This window comes from Streptomyces sp. SM18 (assembly GCF_002910775.2).
In the GTDB taxonomy this organism is placed as follows: Bacteria; Actinomycetota; Actinomycetes; order Streptomycetales; family Streptomycetaceae; genus Streptomyces; species Streptomyces halstedii.
Map to the genome: position 1 here is coordinate 4783920 of NZ_CP029342.1, position 26932 is coordinate 4810851.

Below are 26932 nucleotides of genomic sequence, written 5' to 3' on the forward strand. Positions count from 1 at the left end.
GCCGTAAGGAGGACGCCCCGGACTACTGAGCGAGCCGCATCCGGACCGAGGTGGCGCCGGATTCACCGCTCTCCGTCCGCCAGCCGGAACCCGCCCGCCACACCCGGCCGTCGTAGGAGACCTCGGCGATGCGCAGGGTGCCGGCCCGTGCGACGGCCCAGTGGGCGAGTTCCCAGCCGCGCCGGGACTCCTCCCCGTCCTCGGCCCGCGCCCGCGCGCCCACGGGCACCGACACCGTGGTCGACGCCGAGGCGCCCGCGGCCCCGGTGGCCGGCAGCACGGCCTTGCCGAAGGAGCGCACCAGATCGGCCCGAACCTCGTCGGCGTCCCCGGGGAGGCTGTCGGCGACGGTCGGCAGCGTGCAGGTCAGGGAGGCCGGGGCCCGTCCGGTCAGCGCGGCGGCGAGCAGGGCGGCGTCCGGCTCGTGCTTCGCGTACGCGTACGGGAAGGCGCTCTTCTGCACCCGCTGCGCGGCGTCGGTGAGCGGCAGCCGCGCGTAGTCCGGAACCTTCGCCAGGTGCGTGTAGAACTCCCCGGCGGAGTACACCGGGTCCATGATCTGCTCCGGCGTGCCCCAGCCCTGCGAGGGACGTTGCTGGAAGAGCCCCAGCGAGTCCCGGTCGCCGTGGTCGATGTTGCGCAGCGAGGACTCCTGGAGCGCGGTCGCCAGGGCGATGGTCACCGCCCGCTCCGGCAGCCCCAGGGTGGTCCCCACGGCCGAGATGGTCGCGGCGTTGGCGGCCATCTCGGGACTCAGCTCGTAGCTGCCGCCGTCGCCCCCGCCGACGGCCCGCACCGTGCAGCGGGCCGAGCCCTCGCGGCCGGTGACGTACTGCAGGGCCAGATAGCCGGCCAGGGCCGTGAGCACGGCGAAGGCGGCCGCGACGCGGAAGAGGCGGCGGGGGCGGGCGGAGTCTGCGGTCCGGGGCACGGGGCCCACCGTACTGGAGGGTACGGGCGGGTCCGGGAGGCCAGTCGCCTAGAGTCGTGACCATGGACGGACACAGGCTTGACCTCACCCTGGGCGGCCCGGCGCTCACCGCCGCACTCGTCGACTTCCCGTCGGTCAGCGGGCAGGAGAAGGACCTGGCCGACGCGATCGAGGCGGCCCTGTGCGCACTGCCGCACCTGAAGGTCGACCGGCACGGCAACAACGTCGTCGCCCGGACGGACCTGGGCCGTGCCGAGCGTGTCGTGCTGGCCGGGCACATCGACACCGTACCGATCGCGGACAACGTGCCCTCGCGGCTGGACGACGACGGGGTGCTCTGGGGGTGCGGGACCTCCGACATGAAGGCGGGTGTCGCCGTGCAGCTGCGGATCGCGGCGACCGTGCCGGAGCCCAACCGCGACCTGACGTTCGTCTTCTACGACAACGAGGAGGTCGCCGCCCACCTCAACGGCCTCGGACATGTGGCCGAGGCCCACCCGGACTGGCTGGAAGGGGACTTCGCGGTCCTTCTGGAGCCCTCCGACGGCGAGGTCGAGGGCGGCTGCCAGGGCACGCTCCGGATGCACCTGCGGCTGGACGGCGAACGCGCCCACTCGGCGCGCGGCTGGATGGGGTCCAACGCCGTCCACGCCGCGGCGCCGGTGCTGGCGAAGCTGGCCGCGTACGAGCCGCGCCGGCCGGTCATCGACGGCCTGGAATACCGCGAGGGCCTCAACGCGGTGGGCATCCAGGGCGGAGTGGCGACCAACGTGATCCCTGACGCCTGCACCGTGGTGGTCAACTACCGCTACGCCCCCGACCTCTCGCCCGAGGACGCGGAGGCGCACGTGCGCGAGGTGTTCGCGGACTGCGGCGTCGCCGCCTTCACGGTCGACGACCACTCCGGCGCCGCGATGCCGGGCCTCTCGCACCCGGCGGCCAAGGCGTTCATGGACGCGGTCGGCGGCACGGCCCGGCCCAAGTTCGGCTGGACCGACGTCTCCCGGTTCGGCTCCCTGGGCGTCCCCGCGGTGAACTACGGCCCCGGCGACCCGCTCTTCGCCCACAAGCGCGACGAGCACGTCCGGACCGAGCGGATCACCCACTGCGAGGAGCGGCTGCGCTCCTGGCTCACCAGCTGACCCACGGCATTCCCCCGCGCGTAACCTCCGCCGATCTACGCTGAAGCGAGTACGTACATCGCAGGTCGGCGGAGGGAGCAGGTCATGGGCAACCCGGAGGACGCACGGATCCCCGAGGGCGCGCAGATTCCCGAGGGCGCGGTCAAGCCCGAGGAACAGCGGATGGGCCCGGTACTGCGCCGCAGGGACCAGGTACAGCCGGGCACGACCGATCAGCGGCTGCTCGACTCCGAGGGCGACTCCGAGTGGGTGCACACCGACCCCTGGCGGGTCATGCGCATCCAGTCGGAGTTCGTGGAGGGCTTCGGCGCCCTCGCCGAACTGCCCAGCGCGATCAGCGTCTTCGGCTCGGCCCGCACCCCGGCGGGCGGCCCGGAGTACGAGGCGGGCGTCCAGATCGGCAAGGCGCTGGTCGAGGCGGGCTTCGCGGTGATCACGGGCGGCGGGCCCGGAGCGATGGAGGCGGCGAACAAGGGCGCCCGGGAGGCCGACGGCGTCTCCGTCGGACTGGGCATCGAGCTGCCCTTCGAGTCGGGGCTCAACCCGCACGTCGACATCGGCGTCAACTTCCGCTACTTCTTCGTGCGCAAGACGATGTTCGTCAAGTACGCCCAGGGCTTCGTCGTCCTCCCGGGCGGCCTGGGCACGCTGGACGAGCTGTTCGAGGCGCTGACGCTGGTGCAGACCGGCAAGGTGACCCGCTTCCCGATCGTGCTGTTCGGCTCGGCGTACTGGAACGGGCTCGTGGACTGGCTGCGGGACACGGTGGTGGCCCAGGGCAAGGCGTCCGAGCGCGATCTGCTGCTCTTCCACGTCACGGACGACGTGGACGAGGCGGTGCGGCTGGTGACGAAGGAGGTCGGCCGCTGAGCCGCCACCGGGCCAACCCGCCCTGAGGCGGCCGGCGGGCACACGTCCCGCGTCGCCCCTTCGCGGGCGGTGCGGGGGCCTCGTGGACACGCCCCTTCGCGACGCGTGCGGGGCCTCGCGGGCGCGCCCGGGAGCGCCCGCACAGGGCGGGGCCGGGGCGCCGGAGCGGGCCCCGTGCCTACGCCAGGCCCCGCCGGGCCACCGCCGGTGCGCGGTGACCCGCGATGGACGCGACCATCTCCAGGACCTGCCGCGTCTCCGCCACCTCGTGGACCCGGTACACCCGGGCACCCAGCCACGCCGACACCGCGGTCGTCGCGAGCGTACCGATGAGCCGCTCCTTGACCGGCCGGTCGAGCGTCTCCCCGACGAAGTCCTTGTTGGACAGCGAGACCAGCACCGGCCAGCCCGTCGCGGTCATCTCGTCCAGCCTGCGCGTCGCCTCCAGCGAGTGCCGGGTGTTCTTCCCGAAGTCGTGACCCGGGTCGATCATGATCCCGTCCGGCCGGACGCCGAGCTCCACGGCCCGCTCGGCGAGCCCGACGGTCACCCGCAGGATGTCCGCCGTCACGTCCTCGTACGCCACCCGGTGCGGTCGGGTACGGGGGCGCGCCCCGCCCGCGTGGGTGCACACCAGACCCGCCCCGTACCGCGCGGCGACCTCCGCCAGCTTCGGGTCCACCCCGCCCCAGGCGTCGTTCAGCACATCCGCCCCGGCCTCGCAGACGGCCTCGCCCACGTCGTGCCGCCAGGTGTCCACGCTGATCACCACGTCCGGGTGGCGGCGGCGGACCTCGCGGACGAAACCGACCGTACGGCGCGCCTCCTCCTGGGCCGTCACCTCCTCGCCCGGTCCGGCCTTCACCCCGCCGATGTCGATGATCGCGGCGCCCTCCAGGACGGCCCGCTCGACCCGGGAGAGCGCGGGCTCGTCGAGGAAGGTCGCGCCCTGGTCGTAGAAGGAGTCGGGGGTCCGGTTCACGATCGCCATGATCAACGGCTCGTGCGCGCCGAACTCCCGCCGCCCCAGCCTGAGCGCACCGCTTCGCATGCCTGGTTCCTCCTCGATGGGTCGCCTGTGGCCTCGGGGCCTGTGGTCCGGATCATGCCCGGCCCGCGTGCTCCGGCGCCGTGTCCCACGGCTCCGGACCCCGCTTCCCGGTCCACCTGATCCAAACGAAAGACCCTAACTGTCGGTGGCGCATGGCACGATCTGACCCGGACAGGTTTCCGCTTCCGGGGAGATGTACGTGTTCTGGTTCTTGCTGCTCACGATGGCCGTGGTGGTCGCGGGGGTCACGCTGGCCGTGGTCGGCGGTGGCGGAAGCCCGGTCCTTCAGGACGTCGCGCCCGAGCGGCTCACCGACCCGCTGCCGGCGGACCGCCCGCTGGGCCGCGCCGACGTCGAGGCCATGCGGCTGCCGATGTCGGTGCGCGGCTACCGCATGGCCGACGTGGACGAGGCGCTGGACAGACTCGGTGCCGAGCTCGCCGAGCGGGACGCCAGGATCGCCGAGCTGGAGTCGGCCCTCGCCGGTGCCCAGGCGACCGCGGCGGGCGGCCCCGACCTGTTCAAACGGCCCGGGGAGCCGCTGAGCGGGCAGGCCTGGTCCGGCGAACGGACGGGCGAGCAGACCGGCGAACGGCCCGAGGACGAGCACCGGCCGGAAGACGGAGGGGACGGGCGATGAGCGACGCCCTGCCCGCGGCGGACGGCCGGCTGCGCTGCCCCTGGGGCCTGTCCACCGAGGACTACCTCGTCTACCACGACACGGAGTGGGGCCGCCCCGTCCACGGCGACGACGCCCTCTTCGAGCGGCTGTGCCTGGAGGCGTTCCAGTCGGGTCTCTCCTGGCTGACGATCCTGCGCCGGCGCGAGGGTTTCCGCCGGGCGTTCTCCGGGTTCGGGATCCCGGCGGTGGCGCGGTTCACGGACGCCGACCGGGAACGCCTCCTCGCCGACCCCGGGATCATCCGCAACCGCGCGAAGATCGACGCCACCCTGGCCAACGCCAAGGTGCTGGCCGGCTGGGAGGCGGGCGAACTGGACGCCCTCATCTGGTCGTACGCCCCCGATCCGGCGGACCGCCCGGCCCCGCGCAAGCTCGGCGACGTCCCGGCGGTCACCCCGGAGTCCACGGCGCTCGCCAAGGAGCTGAAGAGGCGCTCCATCCGGTTCGTCGGCCCCACCACCGCCTACGCCCTGATGCAGGCGTGCGGCCTGGTCGACGACCATCTGGCCGACTGCGTGTCCCGGGGCCGGGGCTGACCGTCCGCCGCTACCGGCCGAGGTACTGGGGCGGCCGCTTGGCCAGGAACGCCTCGACCGCGATCGTGTGGTCGTGCGACGCGCCCGCCTTCGTCTGGAGTTCGTCCTCCTTCTCCAGCGCCTCGGAGAGGGTGTGCCCCGCCCCGTAGGCGATCGAGGCCTTGAGCGCCGCGTACGCCACCGTGGGACCGTCCGCCAGGGCGCGGGCCACCGCCCGTGCCTCCTTCGCCAGGTCGGCGGCCGGCACCACCTTGTTGGCGATGCCCAGCTCGTAGGCGTCCTGTGCCGAGATCGAGCGCGGGAAGAAGAGCAGGTCCGCGGCGCGGCTCGCACCGATGAGCCGGGGCAGGGTCCAGGAGACGCCCGAGTCGGCGGTGAGCGCCACACCCGCGAACGAGGTGTTGAAGGTGGCGGTGGCGGCGACCACGCGGTGATCCGCGGCCAGCGCGAACCCGAAGCCGGCCCCCGCCGCCACGCCGTTGACGCCCGCGACCACGGGCTTCTCCATCTCGGTGATCGCGCGCACGATCGGGTTGTAGTGCTCCCTGACCGTGCTCAGCGCGTTTCCGCCTCCCTGCTCACGGGCCTCCGTGAGCTTGGACACGTGCTCCTTGAGGTCCTGGCCCACACAGAAGGCGCGCCCGGTGGCGGTGAGCAGAACCGCTCGTACGGCGGCGTCGTCCGCGACGGCCCGCAGCGCGTCGCGGAGGGCGACCTTGGCCGCCGTGTTCATGGCGTTCATCGCGTCGGGGCGGTTGAGCGTGATCGTGGCGAGCCCGTCGCTCACGTCCACGAGCACGGTGTCAGCCATGGTGTCGGCCATTCCTGGGTCCCCTTACGGCTCGGACAATGTGCTGTCCAGGCAAGCATGGCCGACTCCGGCCGTACCGGAAATGTGACCCACGTCTAACAATTGGCTCTCGGCTGAGGGGCGGCAGCGGCGCAGTATCGCAGCCGGATCGCCGAATTGGGTGGTTTTGAGAGAGCGCGTTGCGCAAGCGATGCCGGCCGATGTTGGTCATCGGGGTCTCTGATGCGGGATAATGCGGAGGAAGCATTGTGTTCGACGCCGGTGAGGCAGCGCCTGTCATGGGGCCGCCGGTTGCGATGAGCTGGTTTCAGGAAGGGGAACGAGCATGGCGGCCATGAAGCCGCGGACGGGCGACGGCCCGCTCGAGGTGACAAAGGAGGGGCGGGGCATCGTCATGCGCGTTCCGCTCGAAGGCGGCGGTCGGCTCGTCGTCGAGCTGACTCCGGACGAGGCCGACGCACTCGGCGATGCCCTGAAGAAGGTCGTCGGCTGAGGCGGAGGCGCCCACACTTCACCACTGCCCCGGCACGTCGGACGTGCCGGGGCAGTGGTGCGTCCGCGGGCCGGGCCGGTGTGCCGAGGGGGCCGGAGTCGGGCCGGGGCCGGAGCCGGACCAGGGGTTCGTACGGCGCGGTGGGCGGTCAGCCGCGTCGTACCGCGCACAGCAGCCCGTCGCCCACCGGCAGCAGCGTCGCCATGAGTTCCTGGCTCTCCCGCACGGCCCGCAGCAGCTCGCGCAGGCGCAGCACCTCGGCTGGCTGTGCGGCGGAGTCGACCGTGCGGCCGTCCGCGAAGACACCCTCGAAACAGACCAGGCCACCGGGGCGCAGCAGACGCAACGATTCGGCGAGGCAGTCCATGCTCTCCAGCCGGTCGCCGTCGCAGAACACCAGGTCGTACCCGCCGTCCGCGAGCCGCGGCAGTACGTCCAGGGCGCGGCCCGGGATGAAGCGGGCGCGGTTGGTGGCGAACCCGGCGGCCCGGAACGCCTCGCGCGCGAACTGCTGGCGCTCGGGCTCCGGGTCAACCGTGGTCAGCACGCCGTCCGGCCGCATTCCCTGGAGCAGGTAGATGCCGGACACGCCGGTCCCGGTGCCGATCTCCGCCACGGCTTTCGCGTCGGCGGTGGCAGCGAGCAGGCGCAGCGCGGCGCCGGTGACCGGGGACACCGGGCGGAGCCCCGAGTCGTGGGCCCGGTCCCGGGCCCAGAGCAGAGCTTCGTCCTCGGCGACAAAGGCGTCGGCGAACGCCCAGCTCGTCTGCCGGTTGGCGGTAATGACCCTCTCCTGTCCCCGTAGTTGGCGCAACGGTGACTGTATCGGCTGAACCCGGGAACCCGCAGATGGGACCGGGCGTTAGGAAGAGGCAGGGGAAAACGCCGGGACCAGGCCTTGTGGCCGGGCCCGGAATGTTCCTTTGCGCCCGGGGCACTCCCGGGTCCCAGCAGGGAATAAGGCTTATCCGGAGCTAACGGGCGAGGTGGCTATGGTAGGGGCTCCACTGGACACCACCAGAGCCGATAGGGGAGGTGCGGCTGCGCCTGTGGATCGGGGAGGAGTGCTGCGGCGCTTTCTCAGGTCGGCGGGTGAGCCGAAATCCGTGACCGACACCGCTGACCGTTCTTCCAACGCTTCCGCACCGACCGCGACCTTCGCCGCAGACGCGGAATCTCAGGCGTGGACCCCGCCCACATGGGAAGAGATCGTCAGCACGCACAGCGGTCGCGTGTACCGCCTCGCCTACCGGCTGACGGGCAACCAGCACGACGCCGAAGATCTCACGCAGGAGGTCTTCGTCCGGGTGTTCCGGTCGCTGTCGACCTATACGCCCGGCACCTTCGAGGGCTGGCTGCACCGCATCACCACCAACCTCTTCCTGGACATGGTGCGCCGCAAGCAGCGGATCCGCTTCGACTCGCTCGGCGACGACGCAGCGGAGCGGCTGCCGAGCCGTGAGCCGTCGCCGCAGCAGGTGTTCAACGACACACACTTCGACGCGGACGTGCAGCAGGCGCTGGACACCCTCGCCCCGGAATTCCGTGCGGCGGTCGTGCTCTGTGACATCGAGGGCCTTTCGTACGAGGAGATCGCCGCCACACTCGGCGTGAAGCTCGGCACCGTGCGCAGCCGTATCCACCGCGGCCGCTCCCACCTGCGCAAGGCCCTGCGGCACCGTTCGCCCGAAGCCCGCGCCGAGCAGCGCTCCCTGGCGGACGCCGTCGTCGCGGGGGAGGGCGGAACGGCGTGAGTCTCACAGGTCCGACACCCGCGGAGCAGCATCTGGGGGACCGGCTCGCCGCGCTCGTCGACGGCGAGCTCAAACACGACGCCCGCGAACGGGTCCTGGCCCACCTGGCGACCTGTTCCCGGTGCAAGGCGGAGGCGGACGCCCAGCGGCGGCTGAAGAGCGCCTTCGCCACCGCCACCCCGCCGCCGCCCTCCGAGGGGTTCCTCGCCCGCCTCCAGGGCCTCCCCGGGGGCACGGACGGTGACGGCGAGGGCCCCCGCGAACCCTTCGGCGGCGGCCGGGGGTTCGGCGAGGACGTCTTCCCGGTGCATCCCCCCTCCCGGACCCGCACGCGCGCCGACTCACGTCCCTCACCGCTGGGCGGCTTCGGCTATCTGCCCACCCTCCACGGCCCCACAACCGCCCTGCCGGGCGGTGCCTCGCGTTCCGCGTTTCCGGTGCACGCGGTGGGCCGGGAGGCGGATCGTTCCCCCTGGCGCGGCCGTCGCTTCGCGTTCGCCGCGGCCAGCGCCGTGTCGCTGGCGGCCATCGCGCTCGGCGGCGCTCTGCCCTTGGAGTACGGCCCCGAGCCGCCGCTCAGCGCGGAGGGCGCCGGCAGCAGCGCGACCGCGGCCGGCACCGAGGTCCGCGCGGGCGGCGCCGCCGCCACGGCGAGCCGCGGCGGCGGACTCACCTTCGGCGACCGGCCCGGCCTGTCCGCGTCGGCACCGGCGCTCTCCGCGTCCGCACGGCCCGTGCTCGCCACGGCGCCCCCCGCGCTCCTCGGCACGACGGGGTTCGTGGGACAGTCCTTCGCCTTCCCGGTGCTGAACGTGAGCGTGCCGCCGCTGATACGTCCCACCGACGCGGGACCCCTGCTGTCGGCGCCGCCGGGAGGCGCGGCCGATCCCCGGGGGACCGCGCCGTCGGCGACGGCCTCCGCCTCACCGCCGCGCACCGACCACGCGTTGCCGCTTTCGCCGTTGCGCTGACCGGACCTCCGCGCACGGGTTCGCAAACCTGGTTGAATTCCGGGGGGAGCGCCTCCGCGAGGGCGCTCAATGGCCAGTGGCGGGGAGAGCATGGACGACGGGAAGCCCAGCGGGCCCAAGGCGAAGTGGTGGAGCCGCCCCTCGGCGGAACGTGTCCGCCCCGCCGAGCCGGAGGGCCCGGCACCGGGCGCCGAGGCCGGGACCGGGGCCGCGCCGGCCGACGCGGTGACCGCGTCCGGCTCCGGCGGGGACGACTCGTTCACCCTCGCACCTCCGGTGCCCGGCCCCGGAGCGTCGGTCACCGGCACGGGCGCACGGCCCTTCACCGACGCGCCGTCCACGGGGGCTGCTGATCGGACGGAGACGGAGACGGAGCCGGGGCCCGTACCCGCCGTACCGCCGTCCGCCGACGCCCCGCCGTCCGAGCCCGCCGACGCCCCGCCGCACGCGCGGGCCGTACTCGCCGGCGCTCCGGTGCCCGAGGCATCCGGCGACGGCCCGGTGGCACCCGGTGTGGGCGCCCCCGGTCCGTCCGGGCCCGGCGCTCCGTCCGCGCCGGGTGAGCCGGTCGCGTCCGCTCCCCGGGCGCCCCTGCACACCCCCGACGAGTACAGCACCCCGCCCTACGGCGGCCCCGGGCCGTGGGCGCCCGCACCGCCGGTCCAGCGTCCGGTGCCGACCCCCGCCCATGGCACCCCCGTGCCCCCGCCCTACGCGGGAGGCGGCGGCCACGGCCCGGCGGCCCCCGCGCCGGGCGACCACGTACCGGGCGAGGCGTATCAGGCCCCCGGCGAGTCGTACCCGCCCCCCGGCGGCGCGTACGGCCCGCCGCCGCCCGGATCCCCGCACACCCTGCCGCACCAGCACCAGCACCAGCACCCGCACCCGCACCAGGCCGCCATGACGGAGGCTCAGCAGCCTCCCCCGGCCGATCTCCGGACCCCGCCGCCTCCGCTTCCGCAGACCGGTCAGTGGACGCGCTACGACCCCTGGGGCGCGCCCCAGCAGCCCCTGAGCCGCCCCGACACCGGGGCCGAGGGCGGGAAGGCCCGCAAGGGACGCCGTGGAGCGGCGCTGGCCGGCGCCGTCCTGCTCGCTCTCGTCGCGGGCGGGATCGGCGGCGGGATCGGTTCGTACATCGAGCGCAACGGCGGCCTCACCACGGTCGAGCTGCCGCAGGCGGGCCCCGACAGCGGGGGCCGGGCCCCGGACAGTGTCGCCGGTATCGCCGCGCGCGCCCTGCCCGGTGTGGTGACCCTGCACGTCAGCGGGTCCGCCGAGTCCGGCACCGGCACGGGGTTCGTGCTCGACGGCAAGGGCCACATCCTCACCAACAACCACGTCGTGGCTCCCGCCGGGTCGGCCGGCCACATCACGGTCACCTTCAGCGGTGGCGAGACCGCGTCGGCCGAGATCGTCGGCAAGGACAGCGGGTACGACCTGGCGGTGGTGAAGGTCCGCGGGGTCTCGGGTCTCAAGCCCCTGGCCCTCGGCAACTCCGACAACGTGCGGGTCGGTGACCCGGTGGTGGCCATCGGCGCCCCCTTCGACCTGTCCAACACGGTCACGTCCGGCATCATCAGCGCCAAGCAGCGGCCCATCACCGCCGGGGGCGAGAAGGGCGACGGCAGCGACGTCAGCTACGTCGACGCGTTGCAGACCGACGCCCCGATCAACCCGGGCAACTCGGGCGGTCCGCTCGTCGACACCCAGGCCCGGGTGATCGGTATCAACAGCGCCATCCGCGCGGCCGACAGCGGCTCCGGGCTCGACGGCGGGCAGTCGGGGTCCATCGGCCTCGGGTTCGCGATACCGGTCAACCAGGCCAAGCGCGTCGCCGAGGAGCTGATCAACACCGGCAAGGCCACCCACCCGGTGATCGGCGTCACCCTGGACATGCAGTACACCGGTGACGGCGCCAAGGTCGGCGGGAAGAGCGCCGAGGGCACCTCCGCGGTGACCCCCGGCGGCCCCGCCGACAAGGCGGGGATCAGGGCGGGTGACGTCATCACCCAGGTGCAGGGCCAACGCGTGCACAGCGGAGAGGAGCTGATCATCAAGATCCGCGCCCACCGGCCGGGCGACCGGCTGGACCTCCGGCTGACCCGTGGAGGTAAAGAGCTGCCCATGACTGTGACACTGGGTTCGGCGAGCGGTAGCTGACCGGCGGCGGCAGGTACCGGACGGACGGCAACGCCGGGTACCGTGGAGCGGGTCCGGGCCACGGTCACCCGGCGGAAGAGAACCGCCGGGAACACGCAGAGAACACGAGGAGCAGCAAGGTGTTCAATGACATAGGCGCACTGGAGCTGCTGACGCTCGTGGTCATCGCGGTGATCGTCTTCGGTCCGGAGAAGCTGCCGAAGGTCATCCAGGACATCACGCGCACCATCCGCAAGATCCGTGAGTTCTCGGACAGCGCGAAGGAAGACATCCGCACGGAGCTCGGCCCGCAGTTCAAGGACTTCGAGTTCGAGGACCTCAATCCCAAGACGTTCCTCCGCAAGCAGCTTTCCGAGGGCGGCGACGACCTGGGGCTGAAGGAGATCCGCGAGAGCTTCGACCTGCGCAAGGAGATGGCCGAGATCACCGACGCGGTGAACGGCCGGGAGAGCGCCTCCTCCACGGCCCCCGCGGCGGGCACGCCCGACCTGCTCAAGAAGGAGCCGGGCTCCGATCTCCTCAGGAAGGAGCCGGCCCCGGACCTCCTCAAGAAGGAGTCGGCCCCGGACCTCCTCAAGAAGGAGACCGCGCCCGGCCGTCCGGAGAAGCCCGCCCTGGACGAGCGCCCGCCCTTCGACGCAGACGCCACCTGAGACCGGTCAATCCCGGCTCCCCGGGACGGTATGGCTATTCTCCATCTGTCCGGTTGCGAGGTTGCCTACGCCCGAGAGGGAGGGCCGCTCCGGATCAGCGACAGATCGAGGAGGCGGCCGGGCAGATGGAGACGACGAGTCGGGCAGGGGCGGACGGTGCCCCCGGCGCCGGCACCACAGCGGGGGCGCCGGCGACCCGGCGCGCTGTCGACGGCTATCTGAAGGCGCCGTTCCCCTGGTACGGCCTCGACGAGGCGTTCACCGGCCCGCGCTGGCTGATGCAGGTCACCCCGGCGGCGGACGGCACGGTGCAGCACGGCTGCACCGGGCACGGCGAGGAACCCGCCCTGCGCGCCGGCGACAGCGCCGAGAAGGAGCGCTTCGCGGTGGTGGTGACGGTCGCCAGCAGCCCGACGCGGCACAGCGGCGACGGTACGGGTGTGCTGGAGGCCACCACGGTGTCCTCGGCGGCCTGGCTGGCCGGCAGCGGCCTGCTCACCTACACCTGGCCCGCGCAGATGGACCACGTCCTGCGTGGCGAATGGCTGAGCCAGCAGACGGAGGCCGCGTTCGCGCTCGCCGACGAGGTGGGCCAGGCCCCCTGGTCGGTGCTGTCCCTTCCGGTGGACGGGGTGCCGGTGGACTTCCACTACCGCGAGTCCGAGTTCGGCTGGATCCTCGCCGGATCGGCGCCCGACGGGGTGCACATCGGCGCGTACGGGCGCGGGATGAGCGCCTACGGCCTGGGCTTCGCGGTGATCGGCGACATCAGGACGTACGAGGACTGAGCGGACCGCCCGCCCACGGGGCGGCCCCGGACGGCGGCCCCGCCTAGCGGGACCGCCTGTGCCCGAGGACCGCCCCGAGGCCGCCCCGTGCGCGGCTCAGAACTTGTTGCGCGGGGTCAGCCCCAACGACATGCCGGACAGCCCGCGCTGACGGCCGCCCAGCTTCTGGGCGATCGACCGCAGCGCCGCGCCGGCCGGGGAGTCCGGGTCGGACAGGACGACGGGCTTGCCCTCGTCGCCGCCCTCCCGCAGCCGCAGGTCGATCGGGATCGCGCCCAGCACCGGCACCTCGGCGCCGACCGTCTTGGTCAGCCCGTCGGCGACCCGCTGACCGCCGCCGGAGCCGAACACGTCGACCATCTCGTCGCAGTGCGGGCACGGCATGCCCGACATGTTCTCGACCACACCGACGATCTTCTGGTGGGTCTGCACGGCGATGGACCCGGCGCGCTCCGCGACCTCGGCCGCCGCCTGCTGCGGGGTGGTGACGACCAGGATCTCCGCGTTCGGCACGAGCTGGGCCACGGAGATCGCGATGTCACCCGTGCCCGGCGGCAGGTCGAGCAGCAGGACGTCCAGGTCGCCCCAGTACACATCGGCGAGGAACTGCTGGAGCGCCCGGTGCAGCATCGGGCCGCGCCACACCACCGGGGTGTTGCCCGGGGTGAACATGCCGATGGAGATGACCTTCACGCCGTGCGCGGAGGGCGGCATGATCATGTTCTCGACCTGGGTGGGCTTGCCGTCCGCGCCGAGCATCCGGGGCACGCTGTGCCCGTAGATGTCCGCGTCCACCACGCCGACCTTGAGTCCGTCGTCCGCCAGCGCCGCCGCGAGGTTCACCGTCACCGACGACTTGCCGACGCCGCCCTTGCCGGACGCGACCGCGTAGACCCGGGTCAGCGATCCGGGCCTGGCGAACGGGACCTCACGCTCCGCGGTGCCACCGCGCAGCGAGGAGGCCAGCTCCTTGCGCTGCTCGTCGCTCATCACGTCGAGCGTGACCTCGACCCGCGACACGCCTTCGACGCGGGCCACCGCGTCGGTCACGTTCCTGGTGATCGTCTCCCGCATCGGGCAGCCGGAGACCGTGAGGTACACGGTGACAGCGACCACACCGTCAGGATCGATGTCGACGGATTTCACCATGCCCAGCTCGGTGATCGGTCGGTGGATCTCCGGGTCGTTCACTGTCGCCAGCGCTTCACGCACCGCGTCTTCCGTAGCCATACGGACGATGGTACGGCGCCGGTGCCTACGCGCGGGTAGCCCTTCAGCGGTCGGCTTCGTCACTCTCCGCGGGAAGCAGCATCCGGCGCTGTTCCATGTCCCTGACCATGGCTTCCAGCTCCGACCGGATCCAGTCCCGGGTGGCGACCTCGCCGAGGCCCATCCGGAGCGCCGCGATCTCCCGGGTGAGGTACTCGGTGTCCGCGATCGAACGCTCGTCCTGCTTGCGGTCCTGCTCGTGGGTGACCCGGTCGCGGTCGTCCTGGCGGTTCTGCGCGAGCAGGATCAGCGGGGCCGCGTACGAGGCCTGGAGGGACAGCGCCAGGGTCAGGAAGATGAAGGGGTACTGGTCGAACCGGAGCGCCAGGGGCGCGACGACGTTCCACGTCACCCACAGGATGATGATCAGCGTCATCCAGACGATGAACCGCCCCGTCCCCAGGAAGCGGGCGATGCGCTCGGAGAACCGGCCGAACGCCTCCGGGTCGTAGTCCGGCAGCAGCCGGCGCCGGGGTGCCTTCGGCTGGTCGAGCCGTGGCCGTGGCGGACGCGCGAGGCCCGAGGCGCCCGACGGGCCGTTCTTCGCGCGGTCCTCAGCGACCACCGGAGACCTCCTCCCCGCTGTCGAAGTCGGTCTCCCGCCAGTCCTCGGGGAGCAGGTGGTCCAGCACGTCGTCGACGGTGACCGCGCCGAGCAGCGACCCGCTCTCGTCCACCACGGGCGCCGAGACGAGGTTGTACGCGGCGAGGTAGCTGGTCACCGCGGGCAGCGGGGTGTCCGGGGCGAGCGGTACCAGATTGCTGTCGACCAGCGAGCTGACCAGGGTGAACGGCGGGTCGCGCAGCAGCCGCTGGAAGTGCGCGGTGCCCAGGTACCTGCCGGTCGGTGTCTCGTCCGGCGACCGGCAGACGTACACCTGGGCGGCCAGCGCGGGGGAGAGGTCCTGCTGCCGGACCCGGGCCAGCGCGTCGGCGACCGTCGCGTCCGGGCGCAGGATGATCGGCTCCGTCGTCATCAGCCCCCCCGCGGTCCGCTCCTCGTAGGAGAGCAGACGCCGCACGTCGGCCGCGTCGTCCGGCCGCATCAGGGTCAGCAGGCGCTCCTTGTCGGCCTCCGGCAGCCAGGAGAGCAGGTCGGCCGCGTCGTCCGGGTCCATCGCCTCCAGGACGTCGGCCGCGCGGTCCTCCTTCAGCTTGCCGATGATCTCCACCTGGTCGTCCCCGGGCAGTTCCTCCAGGATGTCCGCGAGCCGGTCGTCGTCCAGGGCGGCGGCCACCTCGGCCCGGCGCTTCGGCGTCAGATGGTGCATCGCGTTGGCGACGTCGGTGGGGCGCAGCCGGTCGAAGGTGGCCACCAGGCTCTCCGCGCCGCCGTGCTGCTCCAGCGAGAACCCGCTGATGGCCGACCACTCCACGGTCAGCGTCTCGCCCTTGCGGCGCAGTGCGCCGCCACGTCCCTTGCGTACGAAGAACTTGTCGATCTCCCAGTCGCGGCGGGCCGGGAGCTGCTGGATGGCCACGTCGAGGACGGTGACCTCCTCGTCCGTCTCCACCAGGCGCACCCGCCGGTCAAGGAACTCGCCCAGGACCAGTCGCTCGGTCGGGCGCTGTTCGAAGCGCCGCATGTTGACCACGCCGGTGGTGATGACCTGGCCGGACTCGACGCCCGTCACCCGGGTCATCGGCAGGAAGATCCGGCGCCGGCTCACCACCTCGACGACCATGCCGAGGAGCCGCGGGGGCTTGCCGCCGACCCGGAGCATCGCCACCAGGTCGCGCATCCGGCCGACCTGGTCACCGTTCGGGTCGAACACCGGTACGCCGGAGAGGTGCGAGACGAACACCCGGGGGGTGCCTGCCGCCATCCTGTGCGTCTCCCTCCGCCCCCCGCGTCCGCCTTGCCGTGATTCAGGCTAGCCCGTACCCGCCCCCGCCGCCCGTGGCGGACCGTCCGTCCGGCACTGGGCCGAAAGGCGTACCGGGCACGGGTACGCTGCCGTCTGCCACCCCGACACACCGACGAGAGGCAGTGCGCCGTGACCTCTTCCGCCCCGGCCGTCCGGGCCCGCCGCCGGACGGCCGCCGCCCTGGTGCTCTGCGCCGGGCTGACCGCCGCGCTGACGGCCTGCGCGGGGGAGGACCCGGACGAGGGAACCAACGGCGTCGGCAAACTGACGGCGGAACAGATCGAGAAGAAGACCCGGGCCGCCGCCGACGCCGCCGACGCCGTGCGCCTGACCGGCAAGCTGGTCAGCAAGGGCGGCACGTACACCCTGGACATGCGGCTGAGCGCCGACGGCGGCACCGGATCGGTGACCTCGAAGAAGAACACCTTCGCGCTGCTGCGGGTCGGGGACGAGCTGTTCCTCAAGGCCGACGCGGGCTTCTGGACCGACGAGAAGGGCGACGACGACAGCTCCCAGGCCGCCGACAAGCTCCAGAACAAGTACGTGAAGGTGCCCGAGGACGATCCGACCTACCGGCAACTGCGCGGCTTCACCGAGAAGAAGACCCTCCTGGACGGCATGCTCACGCTGCACGGAAAGGTCAACAAGGGCGATCGCGACACGGTCGGGGAGGTCCGCACGGTGCAGATCATGGGGGGAAAGGGTGAGGGCGGCACGCTCGACGTCTCCCTGGAGGGCACGCCGTACCCGCTGAGGGTGGCCCGGGGCGGCGGCGGGGGGTCCGTCACCCTGGCCGACTGGGGCGAGGACTTCGCGCTGGAGGCACCGGCCGAGGGCGACACCGTCGACTACGGCGGCGACCTGCCCAAGTCCTCCGGCTGACCCCGCCCGGCGCCGGCCCCCGGCAGCCCGTGCGGCGGCGCCTCAGCCCGTGCGGCGGCGCTTCAGCAGCAGCCGGGGGAGCGCGGCGGGTACGGGATGCCGGGTGGTCGCCGTGGTGGGCGGAGGCACCGCGGCCAGCGAGCCCCGCGGCAGGTCCGTGCGGGCCGCGCCCGGCGTCAGCCGCACCACCCGGCACGCGCGCGCCCAGCGTTCGGTCAGCCGGTCGGCGTCCGGCGCGTTCAGCCGTTTGCCCTTGAGCTCAGCGACCGCCGCCTCCCACTCCTCGGAGTGTGGGGCGAGGACGGCGACGGCGGCCGTCCAGGCCACGATCCGGCCGCCCTTGTCCTTGCTGCGCACCGTCACCTCGGCGGTCCCGCCCGGCTCCAGTCCCGCGGGCAGCGGCTGCTCCCCGGGGCCGTCACCGACGAGCACCGCCGCGCCGTCGTGCCACACGTGCCAGAGCGCCTGGGCGCGGCCCGAGCCGCGCACCCAGATCAGGCCGGACTTCTTGGTGGCCTCCTCGACCAGGGCCCGGTCCAGCAACACGTCAGCGGCAGTCATGTCCGCACTCTATTAGGGCGGGTTTCGAAAGTCCCGCCTGGCCCGCGACGCCCTCCGGGCGGACAGCGCCGCGTTCGGAACTCGCCCTAGAGCCAGCCGTTGCGCTTGAGGATGCGGTGGATCGAGAAGCAGACGGTGACGATGAGCCCCAGGACCATCGGATAGCCGTAGGACCAGCGGAGTTCGGGCATGTCGAAGTTCATGCCGTAGACACCGCAGATCATCGTCGGCACGGCCACGATGGCCGCCCATGAGGTGATCTTGCGCATGTCCTCGTTCTGCGTGACCGTGGCCTGGGCCAGATTGGCCTGGAGGATCGAGTTCAGCAGCTCGTCGAAGCCGATGACCTCCTCGTGCACCCGGGCCAGGTGGTCGGCCACGTCGCGGAAGTACTTCTGGATGTCCGGGTCGATCAGCCGCATCGGCCGCTCGCTGAGCAGCTGCATCGGGCGCAGCAGCGGCGACACGGCGCGCTTGAACTGGAGCACCTCGCGCTTCAGCTGGTAGATCCGGCCGGCGTCCGATCCGCGGCGGCCGCCTTTCGCCGGGGTGGAGAACACGTCGATCTCCACCTCGTCGATGTCGTCCTGGACGGACGCGGCCACCGCGATGTAGCCGTCCACGACATGGTCCGCGATGGCGTGCAGAACCGCCGACGGCCCTTTGGCGAGCAGCTCCGGGTCGTCCTGGAGCCGGTGGCGCAGGGCACGCAGCGAGCCCTGGCCGCCGTGCCGGACGGTGATGACGAAGTCCGGACCGGTGAAGCACATCACCTCACCGGTCTCCACGACCTCGCTGGTGGCGGTCAGTTCGGCGTGCTCGACGTAGTGGATGGTCTTGAAGACGGTGAACAGGGTGTCGTCGTAGCGCTCCAGCTTGGGCCGCTGGTGGGCGTGGACCGCGTCCTCCACGGCGAGCGGGTGGAGCCCGAACTCCCTTGCGATACCGGCGAATTCGGCCTCGGTCGGCTCATGCAGGCCGATCCACGCGAAGCCGCCCTCCTCGCGCACGCGCAGCATCGCCTCGTGCGGGGTCAGACACGAGGCCTGGGTCACCCGGCGGCCGTCGCGGTAGACCGCGCAGTCCACCACCGCACTGGAGGCGGACGGGTCACGGGTGGTGTCGTAGGCACTGTGCGGGGCGGTGCTGCTCTTACGGGACGGGCGCACGGCTGCGCGCAGGTCACGGATCATCGACATGGCTGGCTCCTCGTTACGGAGGGCCGTCGGCGGGGCGTGGAACTGCCCGGAACGGGGACGTGATCTCACGTCCGCAAAGCGGGCGGCACCGCGCGCGGCGCGATGACGGCGTTCGCTACAGACAGGCTGGGGAACGGGGGCGCTCCGGGGCGCGGACCGCCGCGCGCCGGTCCGGCGAGAACGTCAGACCGCGGAAGGGAGGTGTCGTGCGGAAGAGCGGTTGGTACTGCACGGTCGGCTTGGATCCACCGCAGCCCCACCTCCTCCGGCCGGTCCCCCGTGAGGGATCACGTGTCGTCGGCACCGGGAGACGCGTTCCGCGTACTGTCCCGGCCGACGGTTCAGGCTAGCAGCCGTCTCGGGGCCAATCTGTTCCTTTGCCCGCCGCGGACGCGTTCTATGCTCGCCGTATGGGAGAAATTCTTGATCTGGTCGAGGCCAGGCTCCGTACCGCTCTGGGCGAACCGGACGCGCGGGCCGACGTGACGTTCGTCGGAACGGACCGGATCGAGGTGCTCCGCTTCATAGAGGGTGATGTGGTGCGGTACGCGACCCTCGGTATGTCGGGGCAGCCGATGGCCGACCCCACCTCTCCGCTCGCCGACCCCGTGAAGGGCCCGCGGGCCGAACTGATCCTCTCCGTACGGGCGGGACGCGCCGACACCGACCAGGTGCTCAGGCCCCTCGCGGTACTGGCCGCCTCCCCGCAGGTCGAGGGGCTGGTCGTCGCCCCCGGGGCGTCGCTGGACCTCGGCCAGGAGTTGTGGCCCGGCGCCCCGTTCAGCTCGGTGCTGGTCGCCGAGCCGGGCGGCCTCGTGGAGGACCTGGAGCTGGACGCCCCGATGGACCCGGTGCGGTTCCTGCCGCTGCTGCCGATGACCCGCAACGAGGCCGCGTGGAAGCGGGTCCGGGGCGCGGAGGAACTCCAGGAACGCTGGCTCGCACGGGGGACCGACCTGCGCGACCCGTCGCGCGGCTCCGTGGCACTGGACTGAGCGCGTGGACCGGCCGCCGCACCGGCGGGGGTGATCGTCCTTGACGCGGCGGCGGGCGGAGAGGACCGTGGCGGTATGAGGGGCGAACCCAGTTGTCCGAGGTGCGGAGGCCGGGTCAGGCCGCCCGGCCTCTTCGCCGACTTCTGGCAGTGTGCCGAGCACGGCCGGATTCACCCGATGCAGCCGCTGATACCACCCGGCGTGGAATCGCTCGGCGTCGTGGTGGACCGGTCCGAGGTGCCGGTGTGGATGCCCTGGCCGCTCCCGGTGGGCTGGCTGCTCACGGGCGCCGCCTACGCGGGCGACGACCGCAGCGGCGGCCGCGCCACCGCCGTCGCCTGCTCGGGGCCCGGACCGCTCGGCGGCATGGGCGAACTGGTGCTGGTGGCCGAGGAGCTCGGCATCGGACTCGGCGCCCGGTACGCGGGCCTCGACGGCCTGGACCCTGGCCCAGGACTGTCCGCCGACGGCCCCCCGGACGCCAAGGTGCTCGCCGCCGGGCACCCCACCCCGCTCTGGCACGTCAAGAACGCCCCGCCCGACCGCGCGGTCTTCGCCGGGGAGGCGTCCGGCCTCTGGCTCTGGGCGATCGTCTGGCCCGAACAGTCCGGATTCCTGATGTACGACGAGCTGGTGCTGACCGATCTGCGGGACGTGGGCGCCGAGGTGGACCTCGTCCCCTGCGGTGCGCTCACTCCCCGGCTGCTCACCCGGCCCTGACCGGGGCGCGTCCGTGCGCCGGACCTCCCCGGTGTGACGCGTCAGGCCCCGGTGACGGGCCGGACGGCGACGCAGGCCGGTTATCCTTTGAGCGTCCCCTGTCCGTCCACCAGCACCGGAGTGAGCGTCGTGCGCATCGATCTGCACACCCACTCCACCGCGTCGGACGGCACGGACACCCCCGCCGAGCTGGTGGCGCACGCCGCCGCCGCGGGTCTGGATGTCGTCGCGCTCACCGACCACGACACGGTGGGCGGGCACGCGGAAGCGGTCGCGGCCCTCCCCGAGGGGCTCACCCTCGTACGGGGCGCCGAGCTCTCCTGCCGCGTCGGCGGCGTCGGCCTGCACATGCTGGCCTACCTCTTCGACCCCGCCGAACCCGAGCTGGCCCGCGCACGCGAACAGGTGCGGGACGACCGGGTGCCACGCGCCAGGACGATGGTGCGCAAGCTCCAGGAGCTCGGCGTCCCCGTCACCTGGGAGCAGGTCGCCCGGATCGCCGGGGACGGGTCGGTCGGCCGGCCGCACGTCGCCACCGCCCTCGTCGAGCTGGGCGTCGTCGACTCGGTCTCCGACGCCTTCACGCCCGACTGGCTGGGCAACGGCGGCCGGGCCTACGCCGACAAGTACGAACTCGACCCGTTCGAAGCGGTCCGCCTGGTCAAGGCGGCGGGTGGCGTCACCGTCTTCGCCCACCCGCTCGCCGTCAAGCGCGGCGCCGTGGTGCCCGAGTCCGTGATCGCGGACCTGGCGGCCGCCGGGCTGGACGGCATCGAGGTCGACCACATGGACCACGACGCCCCCACCCGGGCCCGGCTGCGCGCGCTCGCCGCCGAACTGGACCTGCTGCCCACCGGCTCCAGCGACTACCACGGCACCCGCAAGACCGTCCGGATCGGTGAGTACACCACCGACCCGGAGATCTACGGCGAGATCACCCGGCGCGCCACGGGAGCCTTCCCGGTGCCGGGCGCCGGTGGAGCCCGCCAGGCGTAACGCGCTCCCGTCCCCTGGTCCGTCCCCCTCTCCCGTAGCGTCGCGTGTCCGGCCCCGTCCGTGGCCGGACACCCGTGCGCCCCGGTTCCCACCCGCTCCGCTCTCCTCCCCTGGCAAGGCTCACTGTGTTCGACGTCGCTGTCTTCGGATCCCTTTTTCTCACCCTTTTTGTGATTATGGATCCGCCCGGAATCACCCCGATCTTCCTGGCCCTGACCGCGGGGCGCCCCGCCAAGACACAGCGCAGGATGGCGCTCCAGGCGGTCGCCGTCGCCTTCGGCGTGATCGCCGTGTTCGGTGTGCTCGGCCAGCAGATCCTCGACTACCTGCACGTCTCCGTGCCCGCGCTGATGATCGCGGGCGGACTGCTCCTGCTGCTGATCGCGCTGGACCTCCTCACCGGCAAGACGGACGAGCCGACGCAGACCAAGGACGTCAACGTGGCCCTCGTACCGCTGGGCATGCCGCTGCTCGCCGGGCCCGGTGCGATCGTCTCGGTGATCCTCGCCGTGCAGCACGCGGACGGTGTCGGCGGCCAGGTGTCGGTGTGGTCGGCCATCGTCGCCATGCACGTCGTCCTCTGGCTGACCATGCGGTACTCGCTGCTGATCATCCGGGTGATCAAGGACGGCGGGGTCGTCCTGGTGACCCGGCTGGCCGGCATGATGCTCTCCGCCATCGCCGTCCAGCAGATCATCAACGGCGTCACCCAGGTCGTCCAGAACGCCTGACCCCGGACACCACTACGCCCCCGTACGGAGTGGTCCGTACCGGGGGCGCGTCGTCGGGCTGGGCCGCACGGGGCGGCACACGGCGTTACGAAGCCGGCGTGTCTGCCGGCCGGATCAGGATGCGCTGGCCGATCGAAGCGGCCTGCTGCACGATCCGGTTGACGGAGGCGGCGTCCACGACGGTGCTGTCCACGGCGGTACCGTCGACGTCGTCGAGTCGCGTGATCTCGAAGCGCATAGGGCTTCCCTTCGTCTGATCCTCCTGCTGGAGAACTGCTGGATGGACGGTGGGCCGTCCGCGAGGATGGGGGCGCAAGCCGTCTCGCGACGCGCGCCCCACAGAGGTGACAACGACTTGCTGACTGCAATCATTCCCTAGGCTAAGGATTTTTTTTGGATGCCTGAGCACCCGTCAGTAAGGAACCATGTGCAGCCGATGAGGTCCGCGTGAACCCACAGAGCCCGCAGCCGGACCCGGGACCCGGCATCCGCGAGCAGGTGGAGCGCACCAACGAACTGCTTCAGCGCGTACTCGCCGAGGTGTCCAAGACACCCTCCACCCACGCGATCTTCGTGGACGCGGGATACGTCTACGCGGCCGCCGGCCTGCTCGTCACCGGCACCGAGGACCGCCGGTCCTTCGACCTCGACGCGGAAGGGCTGATCGAGGCCTTCATCGACAAGGCCCGCACCATCTTCGCGGACAGCAGACTGCTGCGCGTCTACTGGTACGACGGGGCGCGGCGCCGCATCCACACCGTCGAGCAGCAGACCATCGCCGAACTCCCCGACGTCAAGGTCAGACTGGGCAACCTCAACGCGAACAACCAGCAGAAGGGCGTCGACTCACTCATCCGCTCCGACCTCGAATCGCTCGCCCGGCACCGGGCGATCAGCGACGCGGCCCTGGTGGGCGGGGACGAGGACCTGGTGTCCGCGGTCGAGGCCGCGCAGGGCTACGGCGCCCGCGTCCACCTCTGGGGCATCGAGGCGGGCGAAGGGCGCAACCAGGCCGAGCCGCTGCTCTGGGAGGTCGACAGCCAGCGCACCTTCGACCTCGACTTCTGCCGCCCGTACGTCACCCGGCGCCCCGTCACGATGTACGAGGACGACGGTCCCGCCCCCGGGCGCGAGGACGTGCGCTTCGTCGGCGCGCAGATCGCCGCGGGCTGGCTCTCCACGCGCGGCAGGGAGGCCCTGGCCGACCTGCTGCCGGGGCACCCCTACCTCCCCGGCTCCGTCGACCAGGACCTGCTGGTCGAGGCCGAACGGCTGCTCCAGCACTCGCTGAGGGGCCACGCCCCGCTGCGACGGGCCCTGCGCGACGGCTTCTGGCAGCACCTCCAGGCGCAGTACTGACGCCCGGCCCGGTTTCCCGGTAGCGGGGCCCGGTTCCGGTCGCGGGCCGGGCGGTGGCACGGACGGTCGGGGGCGTGGCTGCCGGTCGTGGGCCGGGCGGCGGCTCAGACGGTGTTCCAGAACGCGGCGAGCGCGGCGGCGGTCGGGCCGGGCCGGGCCGTGTTCGGGGAGTGCTCCGCGCCCTCGATCACGGTGCGCCGCGCTCCCAGCCGCCGTGCCATCGCGTCCAGCGACGGCACCGGCCAGACGTCGTCGCTCTCCCCGGACACCACATGGACCGGCAGCCCCAGCGCGGCGAGTTCGTCCACGCGGTCCGGCTCGGCCGAGAGCTGGGCCCCGGTGGCGATCAGCTGCGCCGGGTTGTGGCGCAGCCAGCGGCGACGCAGGTCCTCGCCGTCGTCCGTGTCGGCGTCCTCGGGCGGATCCAGCTCGCGCATCGCCCTCCAGACCTCGTCCATGGTGAGGCCGGCCAGCGCTTCGCTGAGCATCCGCGCCTTCTTCCGCTGGGCGGGGACGATCTCGGCGGGGCCGGACGACATCAGGGTCAGCGAGCGGAACGGGGCCGCGTCGAGCAGGACCGCCGCCCGCGCGATCTGGCCCCCGAGGGAGTGCCCCAGCAGATGGACCGGGCGCTCCTCACCGAGCGCGTCGGCCTGCGCCAGCACATCACGGGCCAACTCGCCCTGGGCGTAAGCGCTTTGATCGTCCGGCCCCTCGGTCTCGTACTGCCCGCGGCCGTCGACCGAGACCACCCGGAAACCGGCGTCGGTCAGCGGTTCGAGCAGCGCGACGAAGTCCTCCTTGCTTCCCGTGTATCCGGGGAGCAGCAGGGCCGTGGCGCGTGCCGGGGTACGCGGCACCGCGTCCAGCACGGCGAAGTCACCGCGCCCGGTGGCCAGGACGCGGGCGCGGGCGCAAGGGGGCGGGACGAAGGTGGGCGGCCGACTCATGGGACGAGGCTATCGCCGGGCACCCGCAGGCGCCGAGGGGGAGGGCGGGAGGACGCCGTGTGGGACGGCCTGCCTGGACGGGCGTACGGGCCGGGTCCGGTCCGCGCGGGTGGACCGGGCCGTACGACCCTCGCGCCCGCCAGACACAGGGCCCCGGACCCATGGTGCGCGGGTCCGGGGCCCTGGGCGGGCTGCGGTGGGATCAGCTCTCGGCCGTCCCGGCGGCCGCCGTCGTCGCGCGGGCGCGGCGGCGGCGCGGCTCCGTGGCGGCAGCGTCCTCGACGGCGGCCGTCTCGGGCGCCGTCGCGGCCTCCGCCTTCGCGGCGCCGGTCGCCCGGCGACGACGCGGCTTGGCCGGGGCCGCCGCGTCCTCGGACGCCGCCGGCACCGATGCCACGGCCTCGGTCTTCGGCTTGGTGGCGGTCCGGGGCCGACGACGCGGACGCGTCTCGGACACCGGCTCGGAGACCGGGGCGATCTGGAAGTCGACCTCGTCGACCACGGGCTTGACCACACGCGGGCGGCGGCGCGGCCGGGTGGCCACGGGCTCCGCCACGGACGCGGCGACCGCCACGGTCTGGAAGTCCACGACCGGTTCGGCGACCGGCGCCGCGGCCACGGCCTCGACGGCGGGCTGCGCGGCGGCGCGGGTACGCCGACGCGGCTTCGTCTCCGCCACCGGAGCCTCCCCGACGGCCTCGGCCTCAGGGGCGGCCGCGCGGGTACGGCGGCGACGCGGCTTGTCCTCGGCCTGCTCGGGCCGGGTCTCCGTCACGACGGCGGCCGGAGCCTCTGCGGCGGGGGCCTCGACCACCGCCACGCCCGCCTCGGCCACGGAGGCCCGGGTACGCCGACGGCGGCGCGGGGTACGCGGCTGCGCCGAGTCGTCACCGTCCGCGTCCACGGACGGCGCCGGTACCGTCGCGGTGTCCGTGGTCACGGCGCTCTCGGTCACGGCACCCTCGGCCGTCGCGGCACCGCCCCGCGTACGACGACGCTGACGCGGGGTGCGCGGCGCGCGCTCCTCGCGGGGGGCCGGGGCCGTGGCGGAGGACTTGCGGCCACGGCCGCCCGTCTCGCCGAGGTCCTCGATCTCCTCCGCCCGCAGTCCCGCACGGGTCCGCTCGGCACGCGGCAGCACACCCTTGGTGCCCGCCGGGATACCGAGCTCCTCGTACAGGTGCGGAGAGGTGGAGTACGTCTCGGCGGGGTCCGGGAAGTTCAGGCCGAGCGCCTTGTTGATCAGCTGCCAGCGCGGGATGTCGTCCCAGTCGACCAGCGTGATCGCGGTGCCCTTGGCGCCCGCGCGGCCGGTGCGGCCGATGCGGTGGAGGTAGGTCTTCTCCTCCTCGGGCGACTGGTAGTTGATGACGTGCGTCACACCCTCGACGTCGATGCCGCGGGCGGCGACGTCGGTGCAGACGAGGACGTCCACCTTGCCGTTGCGGAAGGCGCGCAGCGCCTGCTCGCGGGCGCCCTGGCCGAGGTCGCCGTGGACCGCGCCGGACGCGAAGCCGCGCCGTTCGAGCTGCTCGGCGATGTCGGCCGCCGTCCGCTTCGTCCGGCAGAAGATCATCGCGAGCCCGCGGCCCTCGGCCTGGAGGATGCGCGAGACCATCTCGGGCTTGTCCATCGAGTGCGCGCGGTAGACGTACTGCGTCGTGTTCTTGACGGTCGAGCCCTCGTCGTCGGGCGACGTGGCGTTGATGTGCGTCGGCTGCGACATGTAGCGGCGCGCGAGCGAGATGACGGCACCCGGCATGGTCGCCGAGAACAGCATGGTCTGGCGCTTCGCCGGAAGCATGGTGATGATGCGCTCGACGTCGGGCAGGAAGCCCAGGTCGAGCATCTCGTCGGCCTCGTCGAGGACCAGGACGCGGACGTGCGAGAGGTCGAGCTTGCGCTGGCCCGCCAGGTCCAGCAGCCGGCCCGGGGTGCCGACGACCACGTCGACGCCCTTCTTGAGGGCCTCGACCTGGGGCTCGTACGCCCGGCCGCCGTAGATGGCGAGCACACGGACGTTACGGACCTTGCCGGCGGTGAGCAGGTCGTTGGTGACCTGCTGGCAGAGCTCGCGGGTGGGGACGACGATCAGCGCCTGCGGCGCGTCCGTCAGCTCGTTGGGGGTGGCCCGGCCCGCCTCGACGTCGGCGGGGACGGTCACCCGCTCCAGGAGCGGGAGGCCGAAGCCCAGCGTCTTGCCGGTGCCGGTCTTGGCCTGGCCGATGACGTCGGAGCCGGACAGGGCTACGGGGAGCGTCATCTCCTGGATGGGGAAGGGGGACATGATGCCGACCGCCTCAAGGGCTTCGGCCGTCTCGGTAAGGATCCCGAGGTCACGGAACGTAGTCAGGGTGCTGCCTCTTCTGTGAGACGCGGCCCGAGGCGAACGCTGGGGGTCCAACCGTGCCTTGGTTGGTCATCCGGCCGTGGATGGGCCGGGTGGCGCGGGACCACTGCCGTCGCTCGAGCGCTCGTGCCGCTGAGGGGGCCCCTCATCTGCGGTCGTACGTGGTGTACGCCTCGCGTGGAGGGCTGTCGGGTCGGAGCCGATCGG

28 protein-coding genes are annotated in these 26932 nt (G+C 72.8%); 16 read left to right on the forward strand and 12 right to left on the reverse strand.

Annotation, left to right across the window (positions count from 1 at the left end):
* Positions 1-22 precede the first annotated feature (22 nt).
* Entirely contained in the window at positions 23-931 is a 909-nt protein-coding gene (locus tag B9S64_RS21775) for a hypothetical protein (protein ID WP_103491005.1), read from the reverse strand.
* A gap of 62 nt (positions 932-993) precedes the next feature.
* Between B9S64_RS21775 and dapE the strand changes: the two genes are divergently transcribed.
* The gene (gene dapE / locus B9S64_RS21780; RefSeq protein ID WP_103491008.1) at positions 994-2073 is read left to right on the forward strand and encodes a succinyl-diaminopimelate desuccinylase; all 1080 of its coding nucleotides are present in this window, start codon (positions 994-996) and stop codon (positions 2071-2073) included.
* An 84-nt stretch (positions 2074-2157) separates the two neighbouring features.
* Positions 2158-2943: a TIGR00730 family Rossman fold protein gene (locus B9S64_RS21785; protein WP_103491006.1), complete on the forward strand. Its 786-nt coding sequence runs from the start codon at positions 2158-2160 to the stop codon at positions 2941-2943.
* A gap of 178 nt (positions 2944-3121) precedes the next feature.
* Here the strand turns inward: B9S64_RS21785 and folP are convergent, their stop codons facing one another.
* Entirely contained in the window at positions 3122-3994 is an 873-nt protein-coding gene (gene folP, locus B9S64_RS21790; protein ID WP_103488571.1) for a dihydropteroate synthase, read from the reverse strand.
* A 193-nt stretch (positions 3995-4187) separates the two neighbouring features.
* Between folP and B9S64_RS21795 the strand changes: the two genes are divergently transcribed.
* Complete coding sequence (locus B9S64_RS21795; protein WP_258037666.1) at positions 4188-4634, forward strand: DivIVA domain-containing protein; 447 nt, start codon at positions 4188-4190, stop codon at positions 4632-4634.
* Complete coding sequence (locus tag B9S64_RS21800; RefSeq protein ID WP_103488570.1) at positions 4631-5212, forward strand: DNA-3-methyladenine glycosylase I; 582 nt, start codon at positions 4631-4633, stop codon at positions 5210-5212. Before B9S64_RS21795 ends, B9S64_RS21800 begins: the two co-directional genes overlap by 4 nt.
* Before the next feature lie 10 nt (positions 5213-5222).
* Here B9S64_RS21800 and B9S64_RS21805 read toward each other — a convergent pair whose 3' ends face one another.
* Complete coding sequence (locus B9S64_RS21805) at positions 5223-6035, reverse strand: enoyl-CoA hydratase/isomerase family protein (RefSeq protein ID WP_103488569.1); 813 nt, start codon at positions 6033-6035, stop codon at positions 5223-5225.
* Between the two features lie 313 nt (positions 6036-6348).
* Here B9S64_RS21805 and B9S64_RS21810 point away from each other — a divergent pair, with 313 nt between their 5' ends.
* Positions 6349-6516, forward strand: a complete 168-nt coding sequence (locus B9S64_RS21810; RefSeq protein ID WP_003966491.1) for a DUF3117 domain-containing protein — start codon at positions 6349-6351, stop codon at positions 6514-6516.
* A 148-nt stretch (positions 6517-6664) separates the two neighbouring features.
* Here B9S64_RS21810 and B9S64_RS21815 read toward each other — a convergent pair whose 3' ends face one another.
* Positions 6665-7330, reverse strand: a complete 666-nt coding sequence (locus B9S64_RS21815; protein WP_103488568.1) for an O-methyltransferase — start codon at positions 7328-7330, stop codon at positions 6665-6667.
* A gap of 178 nt (positions 7331-7508) precedes the next feature.
* Here B9S64_RS21815 and sigE point away from each other — a divergent pair, with 178 nt between their 5' ends.
* The 5 genes from sigE (at position 7509) to B9S64_RS21840 (ending at position 12845) form a co-directional block, all read left to right on the forward strand.
* Positions 7509-8270, forward strand: coding sequence for an RNA polymerase sigma factor SigE (sigE, locus tag B9S64_RS21820; RefSeq protein WP_203633046.1), 762 nt, complete (start codon positions 7509-7511; stop codon positions 8268-8270).
* A complete protein-coding gene (locus B9S64_RS21825) occupies positions 8267-9241 on the forward strand; it encodes an anti-sigma factor (protein WP_109492090.1) in 975 nt (324 codons plus the stop codon). Before sigE ends, B9S64_RS21825 begins: the two co-directional genes overlap by 4 nt.
* 90 nt (positions 9242-9331) lie before the next feature.
* Positions 9332-11404, forward strand: a complete 2073-nt coding sequence (locus B9S64_RS21830) for a trypsin-like peptidase domain-containing protein (protein WP_109492091.1) — start codon at positions 9332-9334, stop codon at positions 11402-11404.
* Positions 11405-11523: 119 nt separating this feature from the next.
* The gene (locus B9S64_RS21835) at positions 11524-12057 is read left to right on the forward strand and encodes a sec-independent translocase (protein ID WP_103488537.1); all 534 of its coding nucleotides are present in this window, start codon (positions 11524-11526) and stop codon (positions 12055-12057) included.
* Between the two features lie 125 nt (positions 12058-12182).
* On the forward strand, positions 12183-12845 hold the full coding sequence (locus tag B9S64_RS21840) for a hypothetical protein (RefSeq protein ID WP_103488536.1): 663 nt from the start codon (positions 12183-12185) through the stop codon (positions 12843-12845).
* A gap of 96 nt (positions 12846-12941) precedes the next feature.
* Here the strand turns inward: B9S64_RS21840 and B9S64_RS21845 are convergent, their stop codons facing one another.
* Genes B9S64_RS21845 through B9S64_RS21855 form a run of 3 tightly spaced genes read right to left on the reverse strand, consistent with a single transcriptional unit; the run spans position 12942 to position 15940 of the window.
* Complete coding sequence (locus tag B9S64_RS21845; protein WP_103488535.1) at positions 12942-14075, reverse strand: Mrp/NBP35 family ATP-binding protein; 1134 nt, start codon at positions 14073-14075, stop codon at positions 12942-12944.
* Between the two features lie 43 nt (positions 14076-14118).
* Positions 14119-14679: a DUF1003 domain-containing protein gene (locus B9S64_RS21850; protein ID WP_103488534.1), complete on the reverse strand. Its 561-nt coding sequence runs from the start codon at positions 14677-14679 to the stop codon at positions 14119-14121.
* The gene (locus tag B9S64_RS21855) at positions 14669-15940 is read right to left on the reverse strand and encodes a magnesium transporter MgtE N-terminal domain-containing protein (protein WP_103488533.1); all 1272 of its coding nucleotides are present in this window, start codon (positions 15938-15940) and stop codon (positions 14669-14671) included. Before B9S64_RS21855 ends, B9S64_RS21850 begins: the two co-directional genes overlap by 11 nt.
* Positions 15941-16111: 171 nt before the next feature.
* Here B9S64_RS21855 and B9S64_RS21860 point away from each other — a divergent pair, with 171 nt between their 5' ends.
* Positions 16112-16864: a hypothetical protein gene (locus B9S64_RS21860; RefSeq protein WP_028438911.1), complete on the forward strand. Its 753-nt coding sequence runs from the start codon at positions 16112-16114 to the stop codon at positions 16862-16864.
* A 42-nt stretch (positions 16865-16906) separates the two neighbouring features.
* On the opposite strand, the gene B9S64_RS21865 is transcribed toward B9S64_RS21860, so the two are convergent.
* Both B9S64_RS21865 and B9S64_RS21870 read right to left on the reverse strand, forming a co-directional pair.
* Positions 16907-17425 carry a hypothetical protein gene (locus tag B9S64_RS21865; RefSeq protein WP_103505145.1) on the reverse strand — a complete coding sequence of 173 codons (519 nt, stop codon included), beginning with the start codon at positions 17423-17425 and terminating at the stop codon, positions 16907-16909.
* An 86-nt stretch (positions 17426-17511) separates the two neighbouring features.
* Entirely contained in the window at positions 17512-18624 is a 1113-nt protein-coding gene (locus tag B9S64_RS21870; RefSeq protein WP_103489707.1) for a magnesium and cobalt transport protein CorA, read from the reverse strand.
* Positions 18625-19034: 410 nt separating this feature from the next.
* Here B9S64_RS21870 and B9S64_RS21880 point away from each other — a divergent pair, with 410 nt between their 5' ends.
* From B9S64_RS21880 to B9S64_RS21895, 4 genes are all read left to right on the forward strand, one after another.
* Positions 19035-19619: a suppressor of fused domain protein gene (locus B9S64_RS21880; protein WP_037879256.1), complete on the forward strand. Its 585-nt coding sequence runs from the start codon at positions 19035-19037 to the stop codon at positions 19617-19619.
* A 75-nt stretch (positions 19620-19694) separates the two neighbouring features.
* Entirely contained in the window at positions 19695-20339 is a 645-nt protein-coding gene (locus tag B9S64_RS21885) for a DUF6758 family protein (protein WP_103489706.1), read from the forward strand.
* Between the two features lie 129 nt (positions 20340-20468).
* Complete coding sequence (locus B9S64_RS21890) at positions 20469-21335, forward strand: PHP domain-containing protein (protein WP_103489705.1); 867 nt, start codon at positions 20469-20471, stop codon at positions 21333-21335.
* Between the two features lie 125 nt (positions 21336-21460).
* Complete coding sequence (locus tag B9S64_RS21895; protein WP_103489704.1) at positions 21461-22066, forward strand: MarC family protein; 606 nt, start codon at positions 21461-21463, stop codon at positions 22064-22066.
* An 85-nt stretch (positions 22067-22151) separates the two neighbouring features.
* Here the strand turns inward: B9S64_RS21895 and B9S64_RS34575 are convergent, their stop codons facing one another.
* On the reverse strand, positions 22152-22304 hold the full coding sequence (locus tag B9S64_RS34575) for a hypothetical protein (RefSeq protein WP_093530233.1): 153 nt from the start codon (positions 22302-22304) through the stop codon (positions 22152-22154).
* 209 nt (positions 22305-22513) lie between these two features.
* Here B9S64_RS34575 and B9S64_RS21900 point away from each other — a divergent pair, with 209 nt between their 5' ends.
* On the forward strand, positions 22514-23425 hold the full coding sequence (locus B9S64_RS21900) for an NYN domain-containing protein (protein ID WP_103489703.1): 912 nt from the start codon (positions 22514-22516) through the stop codon (positions 23423-23425).
* Positions 23426-23529: 104 nt separating this feature from the next.
* On the opposite strand, the gene B9S64_RS21905 is transcribed toward B9S64_RS21900, so the two are convergent.
* Together B9S64_RS21905 and B9S64_RS21910 are read right to left on the reverse strand one after the other, a co-directional pair.
* The gene (locus B9S64_RS21905) at positions 23530-24375 is read right to left on the reverse strand and encodes an alpha/beta fold hydrolase (protein ID WP_103489702.1); all 846 of its coding nucleotides are present in this window, start codon (positions 24373-24375) and stop codon (positions 23530-23532) included.
* A 202-nt stretch (positions 24376-24577) separates the two neighbouring features.
* Positions 24578-26662, reverse strand: a complete 2085-nt coding sequence (locus B9S64_RS21910) for a DEAD/DEAH box helicase (RefSeq protein ID WP_109492092.1) — start codon at positions 26660-26662, stop codon at positions 24578-24580.
* Positions 26663-26932 lie beyond the last annotated feature (270 nt).

Coding starts and splice junctions, on each gene's coding strand:
- dapE (WP_103491008.1), top strand. CDS start 994: ATGGACGGACACAGGCTTGACCTCACCCTGGGCGGCCCGGCGCTCACC.
- B9S64_RS21785 (WP_103491006.1), top strand. CDS start 2,158: ATGGGCAACCCGGAGGACGCACGGATCCCCGAGGGCGCGCAGATTCCC.
- folP (WP_103488571.1), bottom strand. CDS start 3,994: ATGCGAAGCGGTGCGCTCAGGCTGGGGCGGCGGGAGTTCGGCGCGCAC.
- B9S64_RS21795 (WP_258037666.1), top strand. CDS start 4,188: ATGTACGTGTTCTGGTTCTTGCTGCTCACGATGGCCGTGGTGGTCGCG.
- B9S64_RS21800 (WP_103488570.1), top strand. CDS start 4,631: ATGAGCGACGCCCTGCCCGCGGCGGACGGCCGGCTGCGCTGCCCCTGG.
- B9S64_RS21805 (WP_103488569.1), bottom strand. CDS start 6,035: ATGGCCGACACCATGGCTGACACCGTGCTCGTGGACGTGAGCGACGGG.
- B9S64_RS21810 (WP_003966491.1), top strand. CDS start 6,349: ATGGCGGCCATGAAGCCGCGGACGGGCGACGGCCCGCTCGAGGTGACA.
- sigE (WP_203633046.1), top strand. CDS start 7,509: ATGGTAGGGGCTCCACTGGACACCACCAGAGCCGATAGGGGAGGTGCG.
- B9S64_RS21830 (WP_109492091.1), top strand. CDS start 9,332: ATGGACGACGGGAAGCCCAGCGGGCCCAAGGCGAAGTGGTGGAGCCGC.
- B9S64_RS21840 (WP_103488536.1), top strand. CDS start 12,183: ATGGAGACGACGAGTCGGGCAGGGGCGGACGGTGCCCCCGGCGCCGGC.
- B9S64_RS21845 (WP_103488535.1), bottom strand. CDS start 14,075: ATGGCTACGGAAGACGCGGTGCGTGAAGCGCTGGCGACAGTGAACGAC.
- B9S64_RS21855 (WP_103488533.1), bottom strand. CDS start 15,940: ATGGCGGCAGGCACCCCCCGGGTGTTCGTCTCGCACCTCTCCGGCGTA.
- B9S64_RS21865 (WP_103505145.1), bottom strand. CDS start 17,425: ATGACTGCCGCTGACGTGTTGCTGGACCGGGCCCTGGTCGAGGAGGCC.
- B9S64_RS21870 (WP_103489707.1), bottom strand. CDS start 18,624: ATGTCGATGATCCGTGACCTGCGCGCAGCCGTGCGCCCGTCCCGTAAG.
- B9S64_RS21880 (WP_037879256.1), top strand. CDS start 19,035: ATGGGAGAAATTCTTGATCTGGTCGAGGCCAGGCTCCGTACCGCTCTG.
- B9S64_RS21885 (WP_103489706.1), top strand. CDS start 19,695: ATGAGGGGCGAACCCAGTTGTCCGAGGTGCGGAGGCCGGGTCAGGCCG.
- B9S64_RS34575 (WP_093530233.1), bottom strand. CDS start 22,304: ATGCGCTTCGAGATCACGCGACTCGACGACGTCGACGGTACCGCCGTG.
- B9S64_RS21905 (WP_103489702.1), bottom strand. CDS start 24,375: ATGAGTCGGCCGCCCACCTTCGTCCCGCCCCCTTGCGCCCGCGCCCGC.
- B9S64_RS21910 (WP_109492092.1), bottom strand. CDS start 26,662: ATGTCCCCCTTCCCCATCCAGGAGATGACGCTCCCCGTAGCCCTGTCC.